The organism is Nonomuraea rhodomycinica (assembly GCF_013363995.1).
In the GTDB taxonomy this organism is placed as follows: Bacteria; Actinomycetota; Actinomycetes; order Streptosporangiales; family Streptosporangiaceae; genus Nonomuraea; species Nonomuraea rhodomycinica.
Genome location: NZ_JABWGO010000004.1, coordinates 274035 through 296741, shown reverse-complemented (window position 1 = coordinate 296741; position 22707 = coordinate 274035). Strand labels below are relative to the sequence as shown.

Here is a 22707-nt window from a genome sequence, read left to right as displayed (position 1 = left end):
TCCTCCACTGTCAGCGAGATGGTCATCACTCAGAGTAGGAATTCGGGCGGTGCGCCGCCGGATGCCGTGGGGCGTGTCGCGCATTTCCGGAAGCTACCGCCAGCAAGGGCATCACGACCGAATGGACCTCCGCCCGGCCGGGGACCAGCGCCCTCACCGGCAGCCCGGTCAACCGGACGAAGCGGGTGATCTCCAGGGCGGCCAGCACGACGTACGTCACGGTGGACGCCACCGCCGCGCCCACCGCGCCCCAGCGCGGGATCAGCACCAGGTTGAGCAGCACGTTCGCGCACAGCACGCCGACGGAGACGGCGGTCATCGTCGAGGGGCGCTCCAGCCGTACGAGATGCTGCTCGACGGCCCTGACCAGCATGAGGGCGACGGTTCCCGGAGCGAGCGCGAGCAGCGGGGCCACGCTTCCGGCGAAGGAGTCGCCGTAGACCAGCGGGATCATCCACGGCGAGGCCGCCACGAGCACCACCACGAAGCCGGAGGAGACGAGCAGCATGAGCCGCAGCGCGCGGACGGTGACGTGCTTGGCCTCCTCCACGTCGCAGGACGCCTGCTTGGGCAGCGCGATCTGCGCGATCGTCTCGCACGGGATCCGGGTCAGGGTCATGATCGTGACCGCGACGGTGTAGATGCCGACCGCGGCCGGCGAGTCCAGCGCGCTGAGCAGCGGGACGTCGATGGTGACGATGAGGTACAGCGCCACCCAGCCCACGTGGTACCTGCCGGACAGGCCGAGCTGGCGCCGCGCGAGCGTCCGGTCCACGCGCAGGCGGATCGGCCGCATCCCGCCCGCCACGAGGACGAACGGCAGGGCGATCGAGAGCGCCCAGCAGGCCACCACGCCGGCGAGCGTCAGATGTCCCAGGGCCGCGAGCGCCAGGATGGGCAGGCACCGCGCCAGCGCGGCGAGGAGCGACTTGCGGTTGACGACGTCCATCCGGGACTGCAGGGTCATGATGCCGTTGAGGTTGACGGAGGCCGCGCCGAGCGGCACCACCGACAGGGCCAGCGCCCACAGGGCGAGCCCTCCCTGGGCGCCGGTCAGCGCGACGATCCCCAGGGCGCCCAGCGCCGACAGCGAGCCCAGGACCAGGCCCAGGACCAGGCCGTTGGTGGCCAGCGCCGGATGCCGCGAACGGTCCTCCCACAGGGCGATCTGCGACTTCTCCAGCGACAGGTGGCCCACGACGACGGCGGCGAACGCCGCGGTGCTGATCACCGCGTAGACGCCCCTGCCCTCGGGCTGGAGGGTGCGCGCGATGACCACCCCTGTCACCGTCTCCAGGCCCAGCCTGACCCCGCGCGTGGCCAGCGTGCGAAGAGCGAGGGCCGCCGAGGACGTCATGACCTTCACGGGCGTCATCATCGCCACCGGACGGCCGGTGACGGTGGCGGCGCTCCGGCCCGCGCCCCGGCCGCGCGAAACATTGCCCGCCCGTGCCCCGGGCCATACCGATCAGATCTGTCCGGTCACGTCGTGGCGGCCCTGGTCGCCGGACCGCCGGTCAGCCCGCGGTCGCGGGGGTCGCGAGGGTGGCGGCGGGCCGACGCCGCGGGGGGTGCGGGTTGCGGGGGCGCGGGGGCGCGGGTGGCCGAGGTCGCGGGGGTCGGGGACGCCGGGGTCAGGGGCGCGGAGGTCGGGGGCGCCGGGGTCAGGGGCGCGGGGGTCGGGGGCGCCGGGGTCACGACGGGCGCGGGGGCGTCGCCGGCCAGCTCGTAGACCGCGTGGTCCCCGGAGCGGAAGCGCGGCGTGGCCGCGGCGTCCAGGCGGACGCCCGCCGGCAGCCGGGTCTCGTCCACGAACAGCCACCGCACGCCGTAGCGCTCGCGCAGCACGCGGGCCGTCTCGGGCGACGGCTGCCGGAAGACGGCGTCGTTGGCGCGCAGCCGCGCCTGGTCCCAGAACGGGCGGTGCTCCGCCTCCTCCTCGGGGCGCGCGCCGGCCAGGGAGGTCGCCGTGTACGCCCATCCCTCGACCAGCACGCGCCGTTCGCTCAGCGCGCTGGCCCAGAAGGCGCGGCTGTCGCACGGCGACTCGAAGCCCCACCGGCAGTGCGCGTTGGCGGCGACCAGGTCGTCGGGAGACGAGTGCGCGCGCAGCCATCGCCCGGCCGCGACCGCCCCCCGGGGCGCGTCCGGGCCCGGCCGGCGGTGCGCCGCTGCCGGGAACGGGCCCTTCGCGGCGCCCAGCGCGAGCTGCGCCGCCCACGCCGCCGGCGTCCCGGCCGCGGTGACCAGGCAGAGCAGCAGCGCGAACGTGGCGGTCCGGCTCCGGCCCAGCGCGCGCAGCGCCATCCCCGCCGCCACCACGAGCCCGAGCAGCGCCGCGTACGGCAGGTACAGCACGGCGGCGTCCACGCCGGGGCCGAGCGGCACCCGCACGCCGAGCAGCACGCGGATCGCCACGACGGCGGCCACCCCGGCGCAGGCGGCGCCCGCCGCCATGGCGGGCCGCAGCCTCGCCCTCCGCACCGCGACGGCCAGGCCGTGACAGGAGACCATCGCCAGGTAGGGGAAGACCGCCTGCAGGAAGTACCCCTGCGACAGCGACGGATGGCCGAGCAGGAGCGCCGCGCCCAGCCCGGCCGCGCTCATGCCGAGCGCCAGCACCACGGGAGGGCGGGCGAGCAGCCGCGGCCGGCACAGCAGGCCCAGCGCCCCGCACCAGGCGACGGCCGCGCCGAGCAGGCACAGCAGCGTCGCCCCGAGCGTCGCCGGCCACGCGACGGGCTCCGCGACGCCCGCGCCGGTCAGGTTGCGCCAGGTCACCCTGACCATCGACAGCGGATCGACGACGATGCCCTGCCGGGCGCCGCCGAACAGCACCACGTGCGCGAACGCCAGGCACGCCGCCGTCAGCCCGAGCACGGCCGCCGCCCGCCGGGGCGTCCGGAACCGGGTGAGCGCCTCGGCGACGGCGGCTGTCAGCAGGCCGGCCGCGAGGAGCGGCAGGTACGTGGCCTTCGCCCCCGCCAGCGCCACCAGCAGCACCGCCAGCAGGACCCACCAGCCCCGGCCGCGCCGGCCCGCCGCGGACAGGTCGAGGAGCAGGAGCATCACGGGGACGAACAGCAGGGCGCCGAACGTCTGGGTGGGGCTGGCCCACGAGTACGGCGGCGTCCAGGTCAGCAGCCCGGCGACCGACCCCGCGTACAGGCCCGGCGCGGCCACGAACACCGTCGCCGCCACCGCGCCGGCCGCCACCCTCCGCGAGCCGGTCAGGCGGCGCCCGACCATCCCGAGCAGCACGACGAACGCCGCCAGCATGGGCAGCACGGCCAGCCGGAAGAGCAGCACGGACGGCTCGATCCCGGTGACCCGGCTCGCGGCGGCCAGGTGCGCGTAGACGAACCAGTGGTACGCCAGCGGCTCACCGGCGACCGCCGGCATCGTGGGCGGCACGTGGTTGCGCAGCTCGCCGGTCAGCGCCAGGTGGAAGGGCATGTCCACGGGCGACGACAGGAGCGCCGGCCAGGTGAGCGGCTGGCGGGCGTAGCAGCCGGCGGCGACCAGGGCGACGACCGCGATCGTGACGAGCGCGAGGGTCCACGACCACCACAGCGGGACGGGGCGCGCCCCGGGTCCGCGCCGCCAGTGCCCGCGCAGCCGGGGGACGGCCAGGAACAGCGCGTACGTGCCGAGCGGCCACGCCAGGACCATCAGGGGCAGCCCGAGGGCGCGGGCCGGCAGGTAGGTGAGCACCTCGATCGCGTAGCCAAGGGTCAGGCCGAGCGCGACCTGCTCGGGCAGCGCGTGCGCGCGGCGGTACAGGGCCCGCGCCCACAGCAGGCCCGGCAGCGCCAGAGCCAGCGCGGCGTACAGGGCGAACGCGGCCGTGTCCCGCGCGCCGACGCCGTACAGCCGCAGCGCGACCACGGCGTAGGCCAGCACGGCCGCCGCGGGCAGCCACCGTGACACCCGGGTCAGCGGTCCCCGGCGGCGGGGCGGCGCCTCCCCCACGCGCGGCCCGGGCGGCGACCCGGTTGCGCGCGGCTCGGGCGGCGACGCGGTTGCGCGCGGCTCGGCCGGCGACGCGGTTGCGTGCGGCCCGGTTTCGCGCGGCCCGGGCGGCGTCCGTCCTTCGCACGGCTCGTCCTGGGACGGTCGTGGAACGTGCGGGCGGGGCGGGCGGCGGCCATGCGCTCCAGCCTGGCGACGCTTCCCGCGCCGGGCGGCCGAATGCACCGAGCGGGACCGTCTCCTTGCGACGGCTTTGCCGCGACCGACTCACGGAGCCGGCAAGGGGCACCGGCGCCCCCTCAGGCGCCGCTTTCCCGGTGCGACCGGAAAGCTTGACCGCAAAAACGGACGCATTACCGCAACCGATGTTTGTCTCCCGACACGCCCATCCCCTATCGAGTGCTGTCATTGTCCGCGCCGCGCGATCACCGCCCGATTTCATCCCTACTCTGCTCCGAGGTGCATACACATCGCCTTTGCTCCTGTTTTAGCTAGCAAACGCGTTCTTGGGAGTTTCGCATGCCGGACGGCAAGGAGAAGATCGGCCGCAGGCGGCGTCCACCTCGCGTGGCGCTGATCGTCCTCGGGGGTGTCGCCGTCCTGGCCGCCCTGCTCTGGAGCGCCTGGGTGCTGACGCCTCTGCCCGGCGACACGCGACCGGTCGACCCGCTGACCGCCCCCGTGTCCGGAGAGGCGAACACCACGGCGCGCGACCGCGGCTCAAGCGTCCAGCTCAACCAGGTGCCGGACCACGTGGTGCGGGCCGTCCTCGCCGCCGAGGCCGCGGCGCCCGCGCCGGAGGCGGGCGTGACCCTGGAGGGGCTGGCGCGCGGCCTGTGGTTCGCCCTCACCGGGCGCGGCACCGGCGACTTCGCGATCACCCAGCGGATGGCCGCCGGCCAGCACCCGCAGGACCACTCGTTCCCGCGCCGGGTCGCCGATGTCGCGGTGGCCGTGAAGGCGGCTCTGTCCCGCTCGCCGGAGTGGGTGCTGGAGAGGTACCTCAACGTGCTCGACCTCGGCGGCTCACGGGGGCTCCAGGCGGGGGCGCGGGCGTTCTTCGGCAAGGACGTCCAGGAGCTCAGCGTGTCCGAGGGCGCGTACCTGGCCGCCGCGATCCGGCGCCAGGACCCGGCCGGCGACGCCGCGTCCGCGCCGGTCACGGACCTGCGCGCCCGCTGGCGCGCGGTGATCGACGCCATGCACCGCCAGGGAACGCTCACCGCGCCGCAGGCCGCCGCGCAGCGCTTCCCCGCCACGCTCGCCGAGGACCGGGCCGCCACGCGACGCTCCCCCGCCACGCGCCCCGCGTCCGCGGGCGTCTCCGCGCCGTCCGGCGGCGCCGGTCCCCGGATCGTCGCGGCCACCGGACCGGCGACGGGAGCTCCGGCACGCGCCGCCCTCACCTCGGCGCCGCGGAAGACCGCGAAGGTCGCGAAGGTCGCGGCGCCCGGAGAACCCGCCGAGCCCCGCCGCAAGCCAGCCCGCCGCGCCCGGCAGAACTGCCCGCCCGGCTCGATCATCTGCCTGGAGAACGAGCTGCCGGGCAACCCGCCCAGCGAATGGGACGTCGTCGGCGCCGGCAGCCCTGACATCCAGGGCTATCCCACGCAGATCAGCGTCAACCACGGCGACACCATCGACTTCAAGATCAACACCCCGGCGACGGACTACCGCCTCGACATCTACCGTTTCGGCTGGTACGGCGGCATGGGCGCCCGGCTCATCACCACGATCCAGCCGTCCGTCCCGCTGCCCCAGACCCAGCCGGACTGCGTGAGCGACGCCGCGACCGGGCTGGTCGACTGCGGCACCTGGGCGGTGTCGGCCTCCTGGGCCGTGCCGGCCACGGCGGTCACCGGCGTCTACGAGGCCAAGCTGGTCCGCGAGGACGGCACGGCCGGCGACAGCCAGATCCTCTTCGTCGTCCGCGACGACCAGCGCTCCTCGGCGGTGGTGTTCAAGACCTCCGACACGACGTGGCAGGCCTACAACCGGTACGGCGGCAACAGCCTGTACTTCGGCCAGCCCGCCAACCGCGCCTACAAGGTCAGCTACAACCGCCCGATCACCACGCGCGGCGTCTCCAACGGCCCGCCCAACTACTTCTTCAACTCCGAGTACCCGATGCTGCGCTGGATCGAGCGCAACGCCTACGACGTGGGCTACATCTCCAGCATCGACGCCGTCGTCCGTCCCGGCCTGCTGCTGGGCCACGAGGCGCTGCTGTCCGTCGGCCACGACGAGTACTGGTCGGAGGAGATGCGGGACAACTTCGCGGCGGCCCGCGACGACGGCGTGGACGTCGCCTTCTTCTCGGCCAACGAGGTGTTCTGGAAGACCCGCTGGGAGCCGAGCATCGACGGGTCGGACACCCCGTTCCGCACGATGACCTGTTACAAGGAGACGCTCGCCAACGCCAAGATCGACCCCAGCCCGCAGTGGACGGGGACCTGGCGCGACCCGCGCTTCTCGCCGCCGTCCAACGGCGGCAGGCCGGAGAACCAGCTCACCGGCACCCTGTTCATCATCAACGGCGTCGTCAACGACGCGATCCAGGTGCCCTCCCAGTACGCGGCCATGCGGCTGTGGCGCAACACCTCGATCGCGAACCTGCAGCCCGGCGACGTCGCGACCCTCTCCTCCGGCACCCTGGGCTTCGAGTGGGACAACCAGCCGGACAACAGCGTCGCGCCGCCCGGGCTGGCGCGTTACTCCAGCACCACCCTCAGCTACACCAACAAGGTCCTGCTCGACTTCGGCAGCACGTACGGGGCCGGCTCCGCCACCCACCACCTGACCCTCTACCGGCAGCCCAGCGGCGGCGGCCTGGTGTTCGGCGCGGGCACCATCCAGTGGCCGTGGGGGCTGGACGCGGTGCACGACCGCGACGGCGCGCCGATCGACATCCGCATCCAGCAGGCGACCGTCAACCTGTTCGCCGACTTCGGCCTGCAGCCGGCGACGCTGCAGACCGACCTGGTCCCGGCGACCCAGTCCACCGACACCGCGCCGCCGACGTCCGCGCTGACCGCCCCGGCCGGCGGCTCGACCGTGGTGACCGGCCGGAGCGTCACGATCAGCGGCACGGCCTCCGACACGGGCGGCGGCGTCGTCGCGGGCGTCGAGGTGTCGACCGACAACGGCGCGAGCTGGCAGGCGGCCACCGGGTTCGGCCCCTGGCAGTACACCTGGGTGCCGCAGACCGCCGGCGACACGACCCTCCTCGTGCGGGCCGTGGACGACATCGGCAACCTCCAGACCACCCTGGACTCGCGGCCGGTCACGGTGGTCGGGAGCTGCCCCTGCAGCCTGTGGCCCTCGACGACCGTTCCGGCGGTCCTGGCCCAGCCCGACTCGCGTTCGGTCGAGCTCGGCGTGAAGTTCCAGACGTCGCAGGAGGGGGCCATCCTCGGCATCAGGTTCTACAAGGGCGCGGGCAACACCGGCACGCACGTCGGCAACCTGTGGACCAGCACGGGCCAGCTCCTCGCCCGGGCCACGTTCACCAACGAGACGGCCACCGGGTGGCAGCAGGTGGACTTCCCCGCGCCGGTGCAGGTCACGCCGGGCACCACGTACGTCGCCTCGTACTTCGCGCCCGCCGGCCACTACGCGCTCAACCAGGACTACTTCACCTCGGCCCGGGTCAACGGCCCGCTGACCGCCCCGACGAGCACCGCGGCCGGCGGCAACGGCGTCTACCGGTACGGCTCCGGCACCGCCTTCCCGACGAGCACGTACCGCTCGTCCAACTACTGGGTGGACGTGTCGTTCTCGCCGACCAGCCTGTTCCCGAGCACGTCGGTGCCCGCGGTGGTGAACGCCTCCGACGCCAGGGCGGTCACGCTGGGCGTGCGGTTCCGGGCGCTGGTGCCCGGCACGATCAGGGGCATCAGGTTCTACAAGGGCTCGCAGAACACGGGTACGCACATCGGCACCCTGTGGTCCAACACCGGCCAGCAGCTCGCCACCGCGACGTTCACCAACGAGACGGCGTCCGGGTGGCAACAGGTGCTGTTCAGCACACCGGTCCGCATAGATCCCGGCACCACCTATGTCGCCTCCTACAACACCCAGGTGGGGCGTTTCTCGTACAACCAGAATTTCTTTACCACGCAGTACAACAGCCCGCCGCTCATCGCGCCCGCGAGCGGCGTCGAGGGCAACGGCGTGTACCGCTACACCTCGCAGAACCTGTTCCCGACCACGACGTACAAGGCCAGCAACTACTGGGTCGACGTGGTCTTCGACGCCGACTGAGCCCGCGCCCGGGGGGCTCGCGCCCCCCGGGCGCCACCGCACCGGGTAATACCGCACCAAGAAGAGCGCAAGGGGCCACGTCCCGCATGGCGGACGGACCGGCCGTGTGATGCGATGACCGCCAGGAGCCCCTGGCGCAGAGGACCGTTCCCCGGAGGCGCGTCCACCGCGCGCGCCTTCGCCGCGATATCGGAGGATCCATGTCGGAGTCAGTGTCGGTGGTCATCCCGTGTTACCGGTCGGCGCGCACGCTCCCGATGCTGGTGCCCCGGGTCGTCTCCGTGCTGGGCGAGCTGGGCGTGCGCTACGAGGTGATCCTCGTCGTGGACGGCAGCCCGGACGACACCTGGTCGGCCGCCGCCGAGCTGGCCCGGCACGTGGAGGGCGTGCGCGCGATCCACCTGTCCCGCAACTACGGCCAGCACAACGCCCTGGTCGCCGGCATCAGGGAGGCCGCGTCGCAGGTGGTCGTCACGATGGACGACGACCTGCAGCACCTGCCCGAGCAGATCCCGAACCTGCTGGCGGCCCTGGAGGGCGACCGCCTCGACCTCGTCTACGGCGTGCCGCACGTGGAGGAGCACGGCTACCTGCGCAGCCTGGCCTCCCGCACGGTCAAGGCGTGCATGTCGGCCACGCTGGGCTTCCGCGGCGCCCGCAAGATCAGCGCGTTCCGGGCCTTCCGCACCCACCTGCGCGACGGGTTCGCCCAGCTCTCGGGCCCGCACGCGTCCATCGACGTGGCCCTGTCGTGGGCCACGACCCGGATCGGCTCGGCGTCGGTCCACATGAACCACCGCCAGCACGGCCGGTCCAACTACTCGCTGCCCCTGCTGGTGCGGCACACGGCGAACATGGTGCTGGGATACAGCGCGGCGCCGCTGCGCCTGGCCAGCTACCTCGGTTTCGCCGCCGGGGTGTTCGGGCTGCTGCTGGGCGCGGCCGTCCTGTGGCACTTCGCGACCGGCGGCACGACCGTCGCCGGGTTCACCACGATCGCCTCGATGGTGGCCCTGTTCTCGGCGGCGCAGCTCATCGCCATCGGCGTCCTCGGCGAATACGTGGGCCGTATTCACGGCAGCGGAATGGGCCACCCGACCTACGTGGTCCGGGAGCGGATCGGCTCGGGCGCCCCGCTCGCGCCACCCCGCCGGAGCGGCGCCGCCGAGGTCGGCGCGCGTAATCCCTGACGACTCCGGACGCGCCCGCGCACCGATTCTCCACCGAGTCATCGGCTCTCCACCAACCGGCCAAGCTATCGCCCGCGAACGCGCCCGGCGCGCGCCGCCGAGGCCCGCTCGAACAGGCACGGGTTAGAAACGAAAACAGGAAATCGGCCGACGTCATTTCGCATTCACGAGCCGATTGTCAAACGATCGGCCCCGAAATGCCACCGGCTCGGTGAAACACTCGTCGAATGGAGTGAGTGTGCGTTTCTTGCCCGCTCAGGAACACATCACGGCCGGAATCGTCGGCCTGGGATATGTCGGATCGTGCATAGCCGCGACCCTCGCCGACAACGGCGTCGGCGTGATCGGGGTGGATACCGACGCCGCGCTCGTCGAGGAGCTGACCGGCGGACACTGCCGGTTCAGCGAAGCGGGACTGCCCGAGCTGGTCTCCCGCCTGGCCGGCACGGCGGCCTTCCAGGCCACCACGGAGTACGCGGCGCTCGCCGCGGCCGACGTGGTCATCGTCACGGTGGGCACGCCCATCCGCGACCAGGGCGTGCTGATGGACCTCCAGCTCCGCAGCGCCTGCGAGGAGCTGAGCAGGCACCTGCGCCCCGGCCAGCTCCTGATCTTCAAGAGCACCGTGCCCGCCGGGATGACGCGCGAGCTCGTCCTGCCCCTGCTGGAGCGCTCCGGCCTGACCTGCGGGACCGACTTCGGCCTGGCCTTCTGCCCCGAGCGGCTCTCCGAGGGCAACGCGCTGCGGGAGCTGCGCACCTTCCCCATCGTGGTGGGCGGCTGGTGCGACGAGAGCGCCGACGCCGCCGCCGAGTTCTGGCGGCGCGCCCTGGGCGTCGAGATCATCCGCTGCGCGTCGCTGGAGACGGCCGAGATGGTCAAGCTGGCCGACAACTGGTGGATCGACCACAACATCGCGATGGCCAACGAGCTCGCCCAGGTGTGCGCCACGGTCGGCGTGGACGTGCTCGACGTGATCGCCGCGGCCAACTCGATCAAGAAGGGCAGCGGGAGCGTCAACATCCTGCTGCCGAGCGTCGGCGTCGGCGGCTCGTGCCTCACCAAGGACCCGTGGATGGTGTGGCGCTCGGCCGGCGAGCGCGGCCTGTCGCTGCGCACGATCCCCGCGGCGCGGGAGGTCAACGACGGCATGCCGCGCTACACCTTCGGCCTCATCGTGGAGGAGCTGGCCAAGCTCGGCCGCGCGCCGGAGCAGGCGAAGGTCGCGGTGCTGGGCCTGGCGTTCAAGAACGACACCGGCGACCTGCGGGCCACGCCCACCCAGCCGGTCATCGCGGCGCTGCGCGAGGCCGGCGCCGAGGTCACCCTGCACGACCCGCTGGTGGACGAGGACGAGGCCGAGAAGACCTTCGGCCTGCGGCCGTGCGCCTCGGTCGAGGAGGCGGTGCGCGACGCCGACTGCCTGGCCGTGCTGGCCTGGCACAAGCCGTTCCGCGAGCTGGACCTCGCGTGGCTGCGCCGGCAGGTGGCCCCGTCGTGCGCGGTGATCGACGGGCGCGCCTACTACCCGCGCGAGACCATCGCCCGCCTGCGCGAGCTGGGCTTCGCCTACCGCGGGATCGGACGGTGACCGCCATGGCACGAGTGGTCGTCACGGGCGGCAGCGGATTCGTCGGAAGCCATCTGGTCGAGCGGCTCGTCGCCGAGGGCCATGAGACCACGGTCTTCGACCACGGCGCCCCGCCGCCCGGCCTGGTCCGGTGCGCGGACGCGCCCCGGTACGTCAGCGGCGACATCCGCGACCGCGCCCAGGTCGCCGCCGTCGTCGAGCCCGGCGTCGACGTCGTCTACCACCTCGCCGCGGTGGTGGGCGTCGACCGCTACCTCGACGAGCCGCTGGACGTCATCGACATCAACCTCATCGGCACCCGCAACGTCCTGGAGCTGGCCGAGCGGGCCGGCGCCAAGGTCGTGCTGGCCAGCACGAGCGAGGTCTTCGGCAAGAACCCGGCGGTGCCCTGGGCCGAGAACGACGACCGGGTGCTCGGCAGCACGTCCGTCGACCGGTGGAGCTACTCCTCCAGCAAGGCGCTGGCCGAGCACCTGACGTTCGCCTTCGTCCGGCAGCGCGGCCTGCGCGCGACGATCGTGCGCTACTTCAACGTCTACGGCCCGCGCCAGCGGCCCGCGTTCGTCGTCAGCCGGACGGTCCACCGGGCGCTGCGCGGCCTGCCGCCGATCGTCTACGACGACGGTGGCCAGACCCGGTGCTTCACGTACGTGGACGACGCCATCGACGCCACCCTGACGGCGGGCGCGAGCGACAAGGCCGACGGCGAGTGCTTCAACATCGGCAGCTCGGAGGAGACCACGGTCGGCGAGGTGGTGCGGCTGATCCTCGAACTCACCGGGGACGGCCCGGCCGCCGTGCCGCTCGACACCGGCGCCCGGCTCGGCCCGCGCTACCAGGACCTGCGCCGCAGGATCCCGGACGCCCGCAAGGCGTACGAGGTGCTCGGCTGGCGGGCCTCGACCGAGCTGCGGGAGGGGCTGTCGCGGACCATCGCGTGGGCGCGGGCGACCCCGTGGTGGCTGGCGCAGGAGGACAGCGGCCAGTCCTGACCCGGTGACGCGCGCGGGGACGGCACCTTCCGGTGCCGTCCCCGTGTTCGTCCGTCAGTCCGTCAGCGCCCTCAGCGGCGGGCGCTCCCCCGCGCCGGGACGAGCTCCACGAACATCTGCGACGGCCGTCCCCCGAGGAGCTGCCGGGCCAGGTCGAAGCCGGCGAAGCCGGCGGCGAGGATCGGGAAGAGCGGGTGCCGGGTCATGGGGCGTTCCGCGGTGACCGTCACCCACCCGCGGCGGGCCAGCGCGGCCAGGACGCTGGTGCCCCAGAACGGGGCGCCCTGGGTGTAGGAGAAGCGGCGCACCGTGAAGCCGCACGCGTGGGCGAGCCTGGTGAAGTTGCGCCGGTCGAACAGCACCCAGTGCCGCGGGCAGTGGTAGCCGCCCCAGTCGCGGTGCCGGAACAGGCGGGCGTCCATGCTGTCGGTGTTGGGCGTCTTGACGAGGATCACGCCCTGCGGCGTGAGGTGGCGGCCGAGCGTCCGCAGCACCTCGCCGGGGTCGCTCACGTGCTCGATCAGGTTGATCAGCAGGATGAGGTCGAAGCGCTCCTCGGTCGAGAAGTCCTCGACCCGGCCGCAGAAGAAGCGGTGTCCCCGCGCCACGGCCCGTTCCTGTGCGGCCGGGTCCAGGTCGACGACCTGGGTGAACGACACGCGGGCGTCGAGGCCGCGGATCACGTCGAGCTGCCAGCCGTCTCCCCCGCCGACGTCGAGCACCTTCAGCTCGCCGCCGGTCAGCCCCGACAGGATGCGCCGCAGGCGCAGCGCGTCCAGCCGGTCCTTGACGCGGTGGGCGAAGGACTGCTCGTCGGAGGCGTAGGCGTAGTAGTTGGCCGGGTAGATCTCGGCGAGCCGGTCGACCGGCATGGGGTCGAGGAAGAGGACCCCGCAGCGCGCGCAGCGGTAGAACGTGAACTCGTCGTCGCTGCTGCGGTACTCGACGTCGCGGGCGGATGCCCAAGGGGCGGCCCCCGTCTCCCGGCACGCCGGGCACCTCGTACGGGTGCCGGCGTCCGCGGCGTCCGGCGCCCGGCCGGGGACCATGTCGGTGTGTGCGTTCATATCCTGTCCAACTGCCGCCACGTGCGGTAATAGGTGGTCCGCCGGCGCTGGAGCAGCGGCGCGACGTCGGTGTCCATGAGGAAGCGCTCCACGTCCTTCAACCGGGTGAAGGACACGCTGGGGTCCCAGTGGTGCAGCAGGTGCCGGTTGAAGCCCGCCGCGCCGAACACGGCCGCGAACAGCCCGTCGCCGAACAGCCGGTTGACCGGTCCGTGCGGGACGACGCTGTAGTCGGTGAGGTCGTCGGCGAACTCGCTGCGGTGCTCCAGCACCTGCCGGACGGTGTTGAGCAGCGGCAGGAACAGCAGCTGCCCCGTCGCCCAGGCGAGGGCGAGGACGACGGCGCCGGCCCACAGCGAGCAGCCGACGATCGCGCCGTTGAACAGGACGGCGACGACGAGCACGCCGTCCACGGAGCCGCCCCCGGCCTGCCCGTCCTCCGGCCGCGCCTTGCCGCGCACCACCTCGCGGTAGCCCTTCAGCGCCCGTACGAGCCGGACGCCGGTGCACCCCTCGACCAGGAAGCGCAGGTCGAGGGGGGCGAAGTAGCTGCGCTCGGGGTCGCGGGTCGTGCCGAGCCAGCGGTGGTGCTCGAAGTGGACCTTGCGGTAGGACTTGACGTTCATGCCGACGAACAGCCCGACGAACGCGTTCGTCAGCCTGTCGCTGGTCTCGCGGTCCGGCGCCAGGTTGTAGTGGGCGCCTTCGTGCAGGTACGTCATGAGGTAGTGCAGCCAGAAGCCGATCAGCGCTCCCCCGGCGACGGCGAGCCCGGCCGAGGCGGCCCACCCGGCGTCGATGGCGCCGCCCACGGCGGCGACCAGCGCCGCGGACAGGGCGAGCGCGAGATGCCCGCAGAGCAGCGTCGTCCAGACCGTGCTCCAGCGCGGCGTGAGGGAACGCCGGAAATCCACGTAACGCGTTCCGGCGGAATCGACCAGCGTGGAATGGCGTACTTTTCCGATGTCCAGAGCCTCGGCGTCCACCTGCACGGCGGTCCCCCTTCTGCTGAGCCTTCCGGAACTCTAACCAGCGGCTCGGTGATATCGGGGACCGCCGTGCGGGACGGCCGATTAACTGATGTCAAACAATACGTCAACCCAGTAATTCGTGGCCTGGTACGGGTTGGTGGGGAACGTGTTCGACGCCCCGTATGCGTACACGCCGTTGGCGCCCGAGACGCCGCCGTTCTCCAGCGCGGTCAGCGGGTAATTGCGTTGGGCGTCGAAGAAGTCCTGCAACGTGTACGAGAAATGCCCCGAAGAGGTGAAATAGGAGGCGATGTAGGTGGTGTCGGCGGAGACGCTGACCGGCGAGGAGAAATACGCCTGCTGCCAGCCGCTCGCGCTCTCCCCCGAGAACGTCACGCTGGCGAGCTGCGTGCCGCCCGCCGTCCACAGGGTGCCGACGTGGGTGCCGGTGTTCTGCGCGCCCTTGTAGAAGCGGATGCCCCGCACGACCCCCGCCGTGTCGGCCCGGAACTTCATGCCCAGCGTCACCGGGTCGGTGTCGGGGTCGTTGAGCACGGCCGGCTTCGCCGCGTCCGTCCAGACGGTGTCCGAGCGCACGAACACCGGGTCCACCCAGTAGTTGGTGGCCTGGAAGGTGCTGGTCGGGAACGCGTTCGCCGCACCCAGGGTGTAGACGCCGTTGCGGGCCCCCGGCGCGCTGGCCGGGGCGGTCAGCGGCGGGCTGTCGCGTTCGGTGGTGAAGTAGTTCTGCGTGTACGAGAAGTGCCCCGACGACGTGAAGTACGAGGCGATGTAGACGGTGCCGGCGTTGATCGGGACCGGGGTGGAGAAGTCCGCCTCCTGCCAGCCGCTCGCGCTCTCCCCCGAGAACGTCACGCTGGCGAGCTGCGTGCCGCCCGTCGTCCACAGGCTGCCGACGTGGGTGCCGGTGTTCTGCGAGCCCTTGTAGAAACGGATGCCCCGCACGAGCCCCGAGGTGGAGGAGGCGAACCTGACCCCCAGCGTGATCGGGTCGTTGTCGGGCTGGTTGGCCACGGCCGGGGTCGCGGAGTTCGACCACAGCGACTCGGTGACCGTGAGGTTCACCCCGGAGGAGGTGCTCGGGGCGAAGTAGACGAGCGCCTCGCCGTCGAAGGTCTCACCGCCGAGGAAGACGGCCGTGAGCCGGTGGTTGCCGCCGGGCAGCGTCGTGGTCTGGAGCTGGGCGTCGCCGTTCTCGTCAACGAAGTCCGTGCCGAGCAGGGTGGTCCCGTCCTTGAAGGCGACCTTGCCCTGCGGGATCACCGTGCCGGACTGGGGGCCGACCTCCGCCGAGAGCGTGACCTGCTGCCCCTCGGCGGCGGAGCCGGAGGGTGAGACGGTCAGCGACGTGTGGGAGGCCAGCTCCTCCGGCAGGGAGACCCGGGTTCTGGGCCCGGAGGTGGTGCCCTGGAGCGTGACGTTGTTGGTCAGGGCGAAGACCCGGCCGGTGACCGCCGCGCCGGAGCTGACCGTGGCCGCGTTGTTGGCCAGCACGTTGCCGCGGAACGTCGAGTCGACGCCCAGCGTGGCCGTGCCGGTGATCTGGAAGAAGACGTTGTCCGTCCGGGCGCCGTTGACCAGGTTGATGTTGCTCACCGTGGCGGTGGTCAGCGTGGCCGCCCGGAAGATGAAGATCGCGTTCGGGTCGGTCTTCGCGTCCAGCGTGAGCGTGCCGGTGATCTGGAAGGTGGTGCCGGACGACGGGACGTAGACGCCCGGCTCCTTGGTCGTGCCGCCGAGCTGCGCGGGCGCGTTGTCGGTCACCCCGCGCCCGGCCGCGTTGTTGTAGGCGGCGACCGCGTCGGTCCTGGCCGAGGCCGCCGTGGCGTCGCCGGCGTGGACCGTGCCGATCACCTGACCGGGCGGGAACCCCGACACCACGGTGCCCGGGCTGGTGCCCAGGTCACCGGTGACGGTGGTGTTGTCGGTGTTGACGACCGCGCCGCCCGCCAGGACCGCGAAGCCCGCCGCGTTCCCGAGCGGGATCAGCGGCGCGGCGACGGCTCTGTCAGGCATCACCGCGAGGAGACCTGTCGCGAGGACGGCCGAGAGGATCGCCGCGAGCGCGGGGCGGCGGGCGCCCGGCCCGCGCGCCGGTAGCGCGCGGCGGGTGCGGAGACGGGCGAGCGGCGTCCGTGACGGCGAGCCGATCGGCCCTGGAGTGCGGTGCGACGGGGCGGGTGTCGCGGGGGTGCGCCCCTCCGGGTGAATCACACCCCTGTTGTACTGCACATACTGCTCTGAGTAACTGAGCCGCTATGGAACGTCATGCTAACCGTGCGCCGGGCGGTGCGCCCGCACGATCAGCGACACGCCGGGCAGCGACCGCACCGGCAGGTAGCGCTCGGCCGTGATCACCGCCATGAGCCCGAGGTTCACCAGGTACGGCAGCTCCATGACGTCCGAGCCGGAGCTGCTCTTGCGGTGGCGGGCGACCACGGGCCGCAGCAGCACGTTCCAGCTCCACATCCGGTCCAGGACCAGCCCCTGGCCGGCGAGCAGGGCGCGCAGGGTCGGCCGGGTGTACCTGCGGACGTGACCGGAGGCCACGTCGTGCGCCGACCACAGCGCCATGTCGCACGGCACGGTGATCAGCGCCGTGCCGCCCGGCCTGAGCACGCGGACGATCTCGGCGGCCGCGCGGCCGTCCTCCTCGATGTGCTCCAGCACGTCGAAGGCGCACACCAGGTCGAAGGAGTCGTCGGGCAGCGGCAGCTCACGCGCGTCGGCGTGAAGGGCGCGCAGCCCCCGCTCGCGGGCCAGCTCCACCGCGAGCTCGGAGTGGTCGGCGACCAGCGCGTCCCATCCGTGCCGCACGAGCACCCGCGTGTTGCCGCCGCCGGCCGCGCCGATGTCCAGCGCCCGGCCGGGCGGCCCGTACCGGCGCAGCCTGCGCAGCTCCCGGGCGAGGATGGCGCGCCGCTCGCGGTACCACCAGTGGTGGTCCTCCAGCTCGACCGTGCGGCGGATCTCCGTAGCCTCCATGACCTCTCCTCGATCGGGCCACGCGGTACGGTGGCCGTGCCGTCAGGCCCGCACCTGGACCTTGCTGTGGTCGCCCACCATGAGCTGGCAGGCGTTGGGCATGCCCTGGGCCCGGGTCACCTCGACGTTGCGCCCGATGAGCGAGTACGTGAGCCGGGAGATCCCCGTGATCGAGGAGTCCCGCAGCACGATCGCGTACTCCACCTCGCTGTCGCGGATCAGGCAGCTCTCGCCGATGGAGGTGTACGGCCCGACGTACGAGTCGCGGATCACGGTGTGGGCGCCGATGACGGCGGGCCCCCGGATCACCGAGCCCTCCACCGACGCCCCGGGCTCGACGACGACGTTCCCGCTGATCTCCGAGGCGCCGTCCACGCTCCCCCGGATGTCGGGGCCGATCGCCTCCAGCACGATCCGGTTGCACTCCAGCATGTCCTGCAGCCGCCCGGTGTCCTTCCAGTAGCCGCTGACGAAGTGCGAGTGGACGCTGTAGCCGTGGTCGATGAGCCACTTGATGGCGTCGGTGATCTCCAGCTCGCCCCGCGCGGACGGCTCGATGGAGCGCACGGCCTCGTGGATGGCCGGGGAGAAGGTGTAGACGCCGACGATGGCGAGGTCGCTGCGCGGGTTCGCGGGCTTCTCCTCCAGCCGCAGGATCTGCCCGTCGGGGCCGAGCTCGGCGACGCCGTAGAACTGCGGCTCGGCGACCTTGGTGAGCAGGATCTGGGCGTCGTGGCCGGCCGCGCCGAAGGCGTCCACCAGGTCGGCGATCCCGCCGATGAGGAAGTTGTCGCCCAGGTACAGCACGAACGGCTCGTCGCCGAGGAAGTCGCGGGCGATGAGCACGCAGTGGGCCAGCCCGAGCGGCGCCTCCTGGGGGATGTAGGTCACCTCCAGCCCGAACCGGGAGCCGTCGCCGACGGCCTCGCGCACCTCCGCCCCCGTGTCGCCGACCACGATGCCGACGCTGGTGATCCCGGCCGCCCGGATGGCCTCCAGGCCGTAGAACAGGACCGGTTTGTTCGCGACGGGCACCAACTGCTTCGCCGACGTGTGGGTGAGCGGGCGCAGCCGCGTCCCCTTGCCTCCTGCCAGCACGAGCGCCTTCATCGCCGTGGCGTCCTTTCGCGACGAGCGCGTGGCCCGTGGTGATCGAGCATGTCGGTCCCGAAGCTACGAACGGCCCGGATCACCGGGTCCTCGCCGCGCTGCGGTTTGGCCGAAGGTTGTGCGGCGGGTTGCCGGACCTTTCCCGGCCCCGCCGCGACGGTCTGCCCCGGCGGAACGTCCAGGCGCGGTGCAGCGCGTAGCTGAGCGAGAACGTCATGGTGATGATCAGCGCCTGGGCGGCCAGCACGGGCAGCCCGGCCAGCTCCACCAGGATCGGCAGCCCCACGAGGGACGCCGACAGGATGCTCAGCCCGGCCGCGTAGAAGCGCAGGTAGCCGGCCACCCAGCCGTGTCCCGCTCCGGGGAAGACGACCAGCCGGTACCACGGGTACACGATCACCACGGTGACGAGGTGGCTGGCCACCACCAGCACCAGGTACGGCACCCGCTCCCCCGTCACCGCCAGGGCCGCGGCCAGGATGCCGTAGTACATGACGGCGGTCGCGCCGCCCCCGGCCAGGTAGGCGAGCCGGTGCGCCATGCCAGGCCGGGCGGCCGGGCGGGCGGCCGGCGGCCGGGTCAGGGCGTTCACGCGCCCGCCGGGCGCGGCGGCGCCGTCCCGCCCGCCGAGCTCAGCAGCGCCGTCCGCACCAGGTGGACGGTGACGTGCGCCTGCACCGGGACGAACCCGTACCTGGCCCAGGCCCGCTGCACCCGCGTGTTGTGGCTCTGGGTGGAGATGACGACCTCGCTCCCGCCGCGGGCCAGCGCGTGGTCCTCGACGGCCTTGAGCAGGTGGGCGTACAGGCCGCGCCCCTGGGCGGCGGAGACCACGCCGGCGAGCAGGATCTCGGTGCGGGGGCCGTCGTCCTCCAGCGTGGCGATCCCCAGCGCCCGCGCGCCGTCGTGGAGCGCCACGCAGCTCCCCTCGGCGGCGGAGCGCGCCGCCCACTCCTGGTAGCCCGCCAGCGCGGCGGCCGGGTCGAGGAGCGGGTCGGCGAGGTAGTGGTTGCCGTACGCGGCGAAGATGTCGGCGACCAGCGCGCCGACGGCGTCCGGGTCGCCGAGCGGGCCGGTTCGCAGGCCGGGCGCCGGAGCCGGCGGGCGGCCCCGGCCGGCGCGCAGGCTCCAGTACACCAGGCAGTCGGCGAAGATCGCGGTCCGGCCGAGGCCGGTCAGCCCGGCGAACCAGCCGACGCGCTCGGCCGGGTAGCGCAGCACGATCACGTCCGCCGCCGACTCCAGGACCGCCTCGCGGACCGCGTCCAGCGCCTCCTCCGCGTCGGCGCCGACGGTCAGGCGCTCCACCGGGCGGCCGAAGCGGGCCGACTCCAGCGGCGAGGGCACCGCCCTGACCTCCCGCGACTCGATCACGTCCTGCCAGGCCATCAGCGCACCTCGAATTCCCGGACGGCGTCGATGACGTACGCCACGTCCTCCTCGCCGAGGCCGGCGTGGAGGGGCAGCCGCACGAGCCGGTCGGCCACCTGCTCGGTGACGGGGCAGCCGCCCGGCGCCGGTCGCCCGTACCGGAGGCCGGCGGGCGCGTCGTGCAGCGGCTGGTAGTGGAACGGCGCCTGCACGCCCCGCTCGGCGAGGTGGGCGATGAACGCCTGGCGGCTGTCCAGGCCGCGGAACATCAGGTAGTAGAGGTGGGCGGGGTGCTCGCAGCCCTCCGGCACGGTCGGCCGGCCGACGCCGTTGGCCGCCGCCCAGCCGGCCAGGCCCTCGTGGTAGGCCCGCCACACCTCCAGGCGCCGGCGCTGGATGTCGCCGAACGCTTCGAGCTGCCCGGTGAGCTGGGCCGCGAGCAGGTCCGACGGCAGGTAGCTGGAGCCGATGTCGACCCAGCGGTACTTGTCGACCTGGCCGCGGAAGAACCGGCCGCGGTCGGTGCCCTTCTCCCGGACGATCTCGGCCCGCGCGGCCAGCTCGTCGTCGTTGACGAGCAGCGCCCCGCCCTCGCCGCACTGGACGTTCTTGGTCTCGTGGAAGCTCTGCGCGGCCATGTCGCCGAACGACCCGAGCGGCCTGCCCCGGTAGGAGCCGCCCAGGCCGTGCGCGTTGTCCTCGACCAGCGCGAGGCCGTACCGGTCGGCGAGCTTGCCCAGCTCCTCCATCGCGCAGGCGACGCCCGCGTAGTGGACGACGGCGATGGCCCGGGTCCGCTCGGTGACGGCCTCCTCGACGAGGCGTTCGTCGAGGTTGAGCGTGTCGGGCCGGCAGTCGGCGAACACCGGCACGGCGCCGCGCAGCGCGTAGGCGTTGGCCGTGGACATGAAGGTGAACGACGGCACGATCACCTCGTCGCCGGGCCGCAGGTCGAGCAGGAGCGCCGACATCTCCAGGGCGTGGGTGCAGGAGGTGGTCAGCAGCGCGTGGCGGGCGCCGGTCAGCTCGCGCAGCAGCGCGCTCGCCCGGCGGGTGAACGGCCCGTCGCCGCAGGTCCGCCCGTTGCGGACGGCCTCCGCGACGTAGTCGAGCTCGCGCTCGCTCACATACGGCCGGTTGAAGGGAACGGTTCTCACCGCGGTGGTGCTCACAGCCGCAGTGAAACCCGGCGCCGCGCCCGGGCAGGCGGCGCGCCACCGCGCGTGACGCACCCGTTGCGCAAGCCTTACCCGCGCCCGACCGGCCGCGGCCGGTCGGGCGAGTCCGTCAGGCCGGTGGGGTGATCGGGCGGAAGTCGTCGCAGTAGGTGGTGCCCCAGGCCGGCCCGGGGGGCGGCGGCGTGCCCTCGCTGAACCGGCAGGTCGTCTCGGCCAGCCGGCCGTCCGCGGTGACCACGGTGACCAGCAGGGCGTCGAGCGGCACGGCCTCGGTCACCGCGACGCCGACCACGTCGCCCGGGTAGTTGTCCACCTGGCTCAGGCTGTGCCACGGCGCGTCGCTGCGCGGGTCGCGGATCCAGGTGTCGCCGCCCCGGGCGTACCCCGCGAAGTTGGTGTCGAACGGCGGGAACGTGAGCGAGACGAGCGTCGTGCCGATGCTCGGTCCGTCGCCGCCGGCCGGGCCCACCGGGCCCCGCGGACCCGCGGGCCCCTGGGGGCCGCGCGGCCCCTGCGGCCCCTGCAGCCCCTGGGGCCCGCTGGCGCCGTCCTTGCCGGGGGCGCCCTCGTGTCCCGCCACGCCCTGCGGACCGCGGGCGCCCCGATGCCCGCGCGGTCCGGGCGGTCCGGGCGGCCCCGGCCAGGGCCGCCCGCACCAGGCGCGCCGGCACCCGCAGTGGTGCCTGCGGCAGCGCCCGTGCGCGGCGAAGCCCTTCCCGGCCCTCTCGCCGGCGGCAGCGGCCGTGCCGGTCGCCGCCCGCGCTCCTGCCGGGGCCGGGTCCACTCCGGCCAGGCCCCAGGCGGCGCAGGCCATCGTCAGCACCAGCGCCGGCGTTCTCATCCCACGAAACACTGCACGTCCCCCTGTGTCGGTCAGGTCCTATCGGCGGTTGAGCACCTGGTGCTCGATGACGGGGGATTGGCTGGGCTGCCAGTAGACCCAGGCCTCGTTGACGGCGCTGCCCTCGTCCAGGTAGACGGCGCTCATCTGGTGCACGCCCCTGGTGAGCTCGTCGGTGGTGAACCGGGCGACGCCCCGGTCGTCCAGCAGGGCGGAGCCGATCACCGTGGCCCCGTCCTTGAAGATCACCTCGCCGCCCGGCTTGACCCCGTTGACGTCGCCGTCGACGACGGCCGTGAAGGTGACCGGCTCGCGCAGGCGGGACGGGTTCGGCGACGAGGTGAGGGTCGCGGCCGTCGGCGGGCGGTTCGGCATCGAGATGAGGGTCCTCGGGCTCGTCTCGGTGCCGTCGATGCTGACGGACGTGTCGAGCGACATCGCCCGCCCGACCATCTGCACGCCGTCGTCCACCACGATCCCGTTGCGGGCCAGGATGTTGCCGCGGAAGGTGGACAGCGTCCCCAGGCTGGCGGTGTTGGCGACGGCCCAGAAGATGTTGTCCTCCTGGGCGCCATTGAGGACGTCGATGTTGCTGACCTCGGCGGTGTTCAGCGTCGTGTCGGCCTGGAAGATGAACACCGCGTCGGGGTCGCCCTTGGCGTCCAGCTTGAGGGTGCCGTCGATCACGAAGGCGCCGCTCTTGCTGGAGTACACGCCGGGCCCCAGGGTCCGGCCGCCGAGCTGCGCGGGGATGACGCCGTTGGCCGCCCGCCCCTGCGCCTCCTGGTAGGCCGACTGCACGTCCCCGCGGATCCGGGCCGCCTCCCCGTTGCCCCGGTAGATCCGGCCGAGCACCACGCCCGGCGGGAAGCCGGTCACGACGCCTCCGGGGCTGACCGCGACGTCACCGGTGACGCGCGTCAGCTCCTCGCTGTTGACGGCGAGGGCCGCGAGCACCGCGACGCCCCACGCCTCGCCGAGGTCGATCGGCTCCTGGCGGGCGTCCGCGCTCCAGGTGGAGGCGGTGAGCAGGCCCATGGCCAGGACGCCGGTCAACCCGACGGACAGCCATGAACGCGGCGAAAGATTGGCCATGCCCGCAAGTGTGGCGAGGAGCTCACCGGCGACCCGCGCGTACATCCCACCTCGGCGATC

16 protein-coding genes are annotated in these 22707 nt (G+C 73.1%); 4 read left to right on the top strand and 12 right to left on the bottom strand.

Annotated elements, in window-relative coordinates:
- Positions 1 to 25 precede the first annotated feature (25 nt).
- Entirely contained in the window at positions 26 to 1357 is a 1332-nt protein-coding gene (locus tag HT134_RS20070) for a lipopolysaccharide biosynthesis protein (protein WP_246364818.1), read from the bottom strand.
- A gap of 125 nt (positions 1358 to 1482) precedes the next feature.
- Complete coding sequence (locus HT134_RS20065; protein WP_175601946.1) at positions 1483 to 3930, bottom strand: hypothetical protein; 2448 nt, start codon at positions 3928 to 3930, stop codon at positions 1483 to 1485.
- 561 nt (positions 3931 to 4491) lie between these two features.
- Between HT134_RS20065 and HT134_RS20060 the strand changes: the two genes are divergently transcribed.
- The 4 genes from HT134_RS20060 to HT134_RS20045 all read left to right on the top strand — a co-directional run bounded on the left by HT134_RS20060 (position 4492) and on the right by HT134_RS20045 (position 12008).
- On the top strand, positions 4492 to 8235 hold the full coding sequence (locus tag HT134_RS20060; protein WP_175601945.1) for a DUF4082 domain-containing protein: 3744 nt from the start codon (positions 4492 to 4494) through the stop codon (positions 8233 to 8235).
- Between the two features lie 200 nt (positions 8236 to 8435).
- A complete protein-coding gene (locus HT134_RS20055) occupies positions 8436 to 9425 on the top strand; it encodes a glycosyltransferase family 2 protein (RefSeq protein ID WP_175601944.1) in 990 nt (329 codons plus the stop codon).
- A gap of 238 nt (positions 9426 to 9663) precedes the next feature.
- Positions 9664 to 11016 carry a nucleotide sugar dehydrogenase gene (locus HT134_RS20050; RefSeq protein WP_175601943.1) on the top strand — a complete coding sequence of 451 codons (1353 nt, stop codon included), beginning with the start codon at positions 9664 to 9666 and terminating at the stop codon, positions 11014 to 11016.
- 5 nt (positions 11017 to 11021) lie between these two features.
- Positions 11022 to 12008, top strand: a complete 987-nt coding sequence (locus HT134_RS20045) for an NAD-dependent epimerase/dehydratase family protein (protein WP_175601942.1) — start codon at positions 11022 to 11024, stop codon at positions 12006 to 12008.
- 71 nt (positions 12009 to 12079) lie between these two features.
- On the opposite strand, the gene HT134_RS20040 is transcribed toward HT134_RS20045, so the two are convergent.
- From HT134_RS20040 to HT134_RS19995, 10 genes are all read right to left on the bottom strand, one after another.
- On the bottom strand, positions 12080 to 13075 hold the full coding sequence (locus tag HT134_RS20040) for a methyltransferase domain-containing protein (RefSeq protein ID WP_175601941.1): 996 nt from the start codon (positions 13073 to 13075) through the stop codon (positions 12080 to 12082).
- Complete coding sequence (locus tag HT134_RS20035) at positions 13072 to 14067, bottom strand: fatty acid desaturase (protein ID WP_175601940.1); 996 nt, start codon at positions 14065 to 14067, stop codon at positions 13072 to 13074. Before HT134_RS20035 ends, HT134_RS20040 begins: the two co-directional genes overlap by 4 nt.
- Positions 14068 to 14148: 81 nt before the next feature.
- Positions 14149 to 16083 (bottom strand): DUF4082 domain-containing protein, encoded by a 1935-nt coding sequence (locus HT134_RS20030; RefSeq protein ID WP_175601939.1) that lies wholly within the window; start codon positions 16081 to 16083, stop codon positions 14149 to 14151.
- Between the two features lie 255 nt (positions 16084 to 16338).
- On the bottom strand, positions 16339 to 17052 hold the full coding sequence (locus tag HT134_RS20025; protein WP_175601938.1) for a class I SAM-dependent methyltransferase: 714 nt from the start codon (positions 17050 to 17052) through the stop codon (positions 16339 to 16341).
- A gap of 42 nt (positions 17053 to 17094) precedes the next feature.
- Positions 17095 to 18162, bottom strand: a complete 1068-nt coding sequence (locus HT134_RS20020; RefSeq protein ID WP_175601937.1) for a glucose-1-phosphate thymidylyltransferase — start codon at positions 18160 to 18162, stop codon at positions 17095 to 17097.
- A 79-nt stretch (positions 18163 to 18241) separates the two neighbouring features.
- The gene (locus HT134_RS20015) at positions 18242 to 18754 is read right to left on the bottom strand and encodes a GtrA family protein (protein WP_175601936.1); all 513 of its coding nucleotides are present in this window, start codon (positions 18752 to 18754) and stop codon (positions 18242 to 18244) included.
- A complete protein-coding gene (locus tag HT134_RS20010; RefSeq protein WP_175601935.1) occupies positions 18751 to 19551 on the bottom strand; it encodes a GNAT family N-acetyltransferase in 801 nt (266 codons plus the stop codon). Before HT134_RS20010 ends, HT134_RS20015 begins: the two co-directional genes overlap by 4 nt.
- On the bottom strand, positions 19551 to 20705 hold the full coding sequence (gene rffA / locus HT134_RS20005) for a dTDP-4-amino-4,6-dideoxygalactose transaminase (protein ID WP_312888257.1): 1155 nt from the start codon (positions 20703 to 20705) through the stop codon (positions 19551 to 19553). Before rffA ends, HT134_RS20010 begins: the two co-directional genes overlap by 1 nt.
- A gap of 115 nt (positions 20706 to 20820) precedes the next feature.
- Positions 20821 to 21552, bottom strand: a complete 732-nt coding sequence (locus HT134_RS44750) for a collagen-like protein (RefSeq protein ID WP_217708106.1) — start codon at positions 21550 to 21552, stop codon at positions 20821 to 20823.
- A gap of 39 nt (positions 21553 to 21591) precedes the next feature.
- Positions 21592 to 22647, bottom strand: a complete 1056-nt coding sequence (locus HT134_RS19995) for an ice-binding family protein (RefSeq protein WP_175601934.1) — start codon at positions 22645 to 22647, stop codon at positions 21592 to 21594.
- Positions 22648 to 22707: the final 60 nt, after the last annotated feature.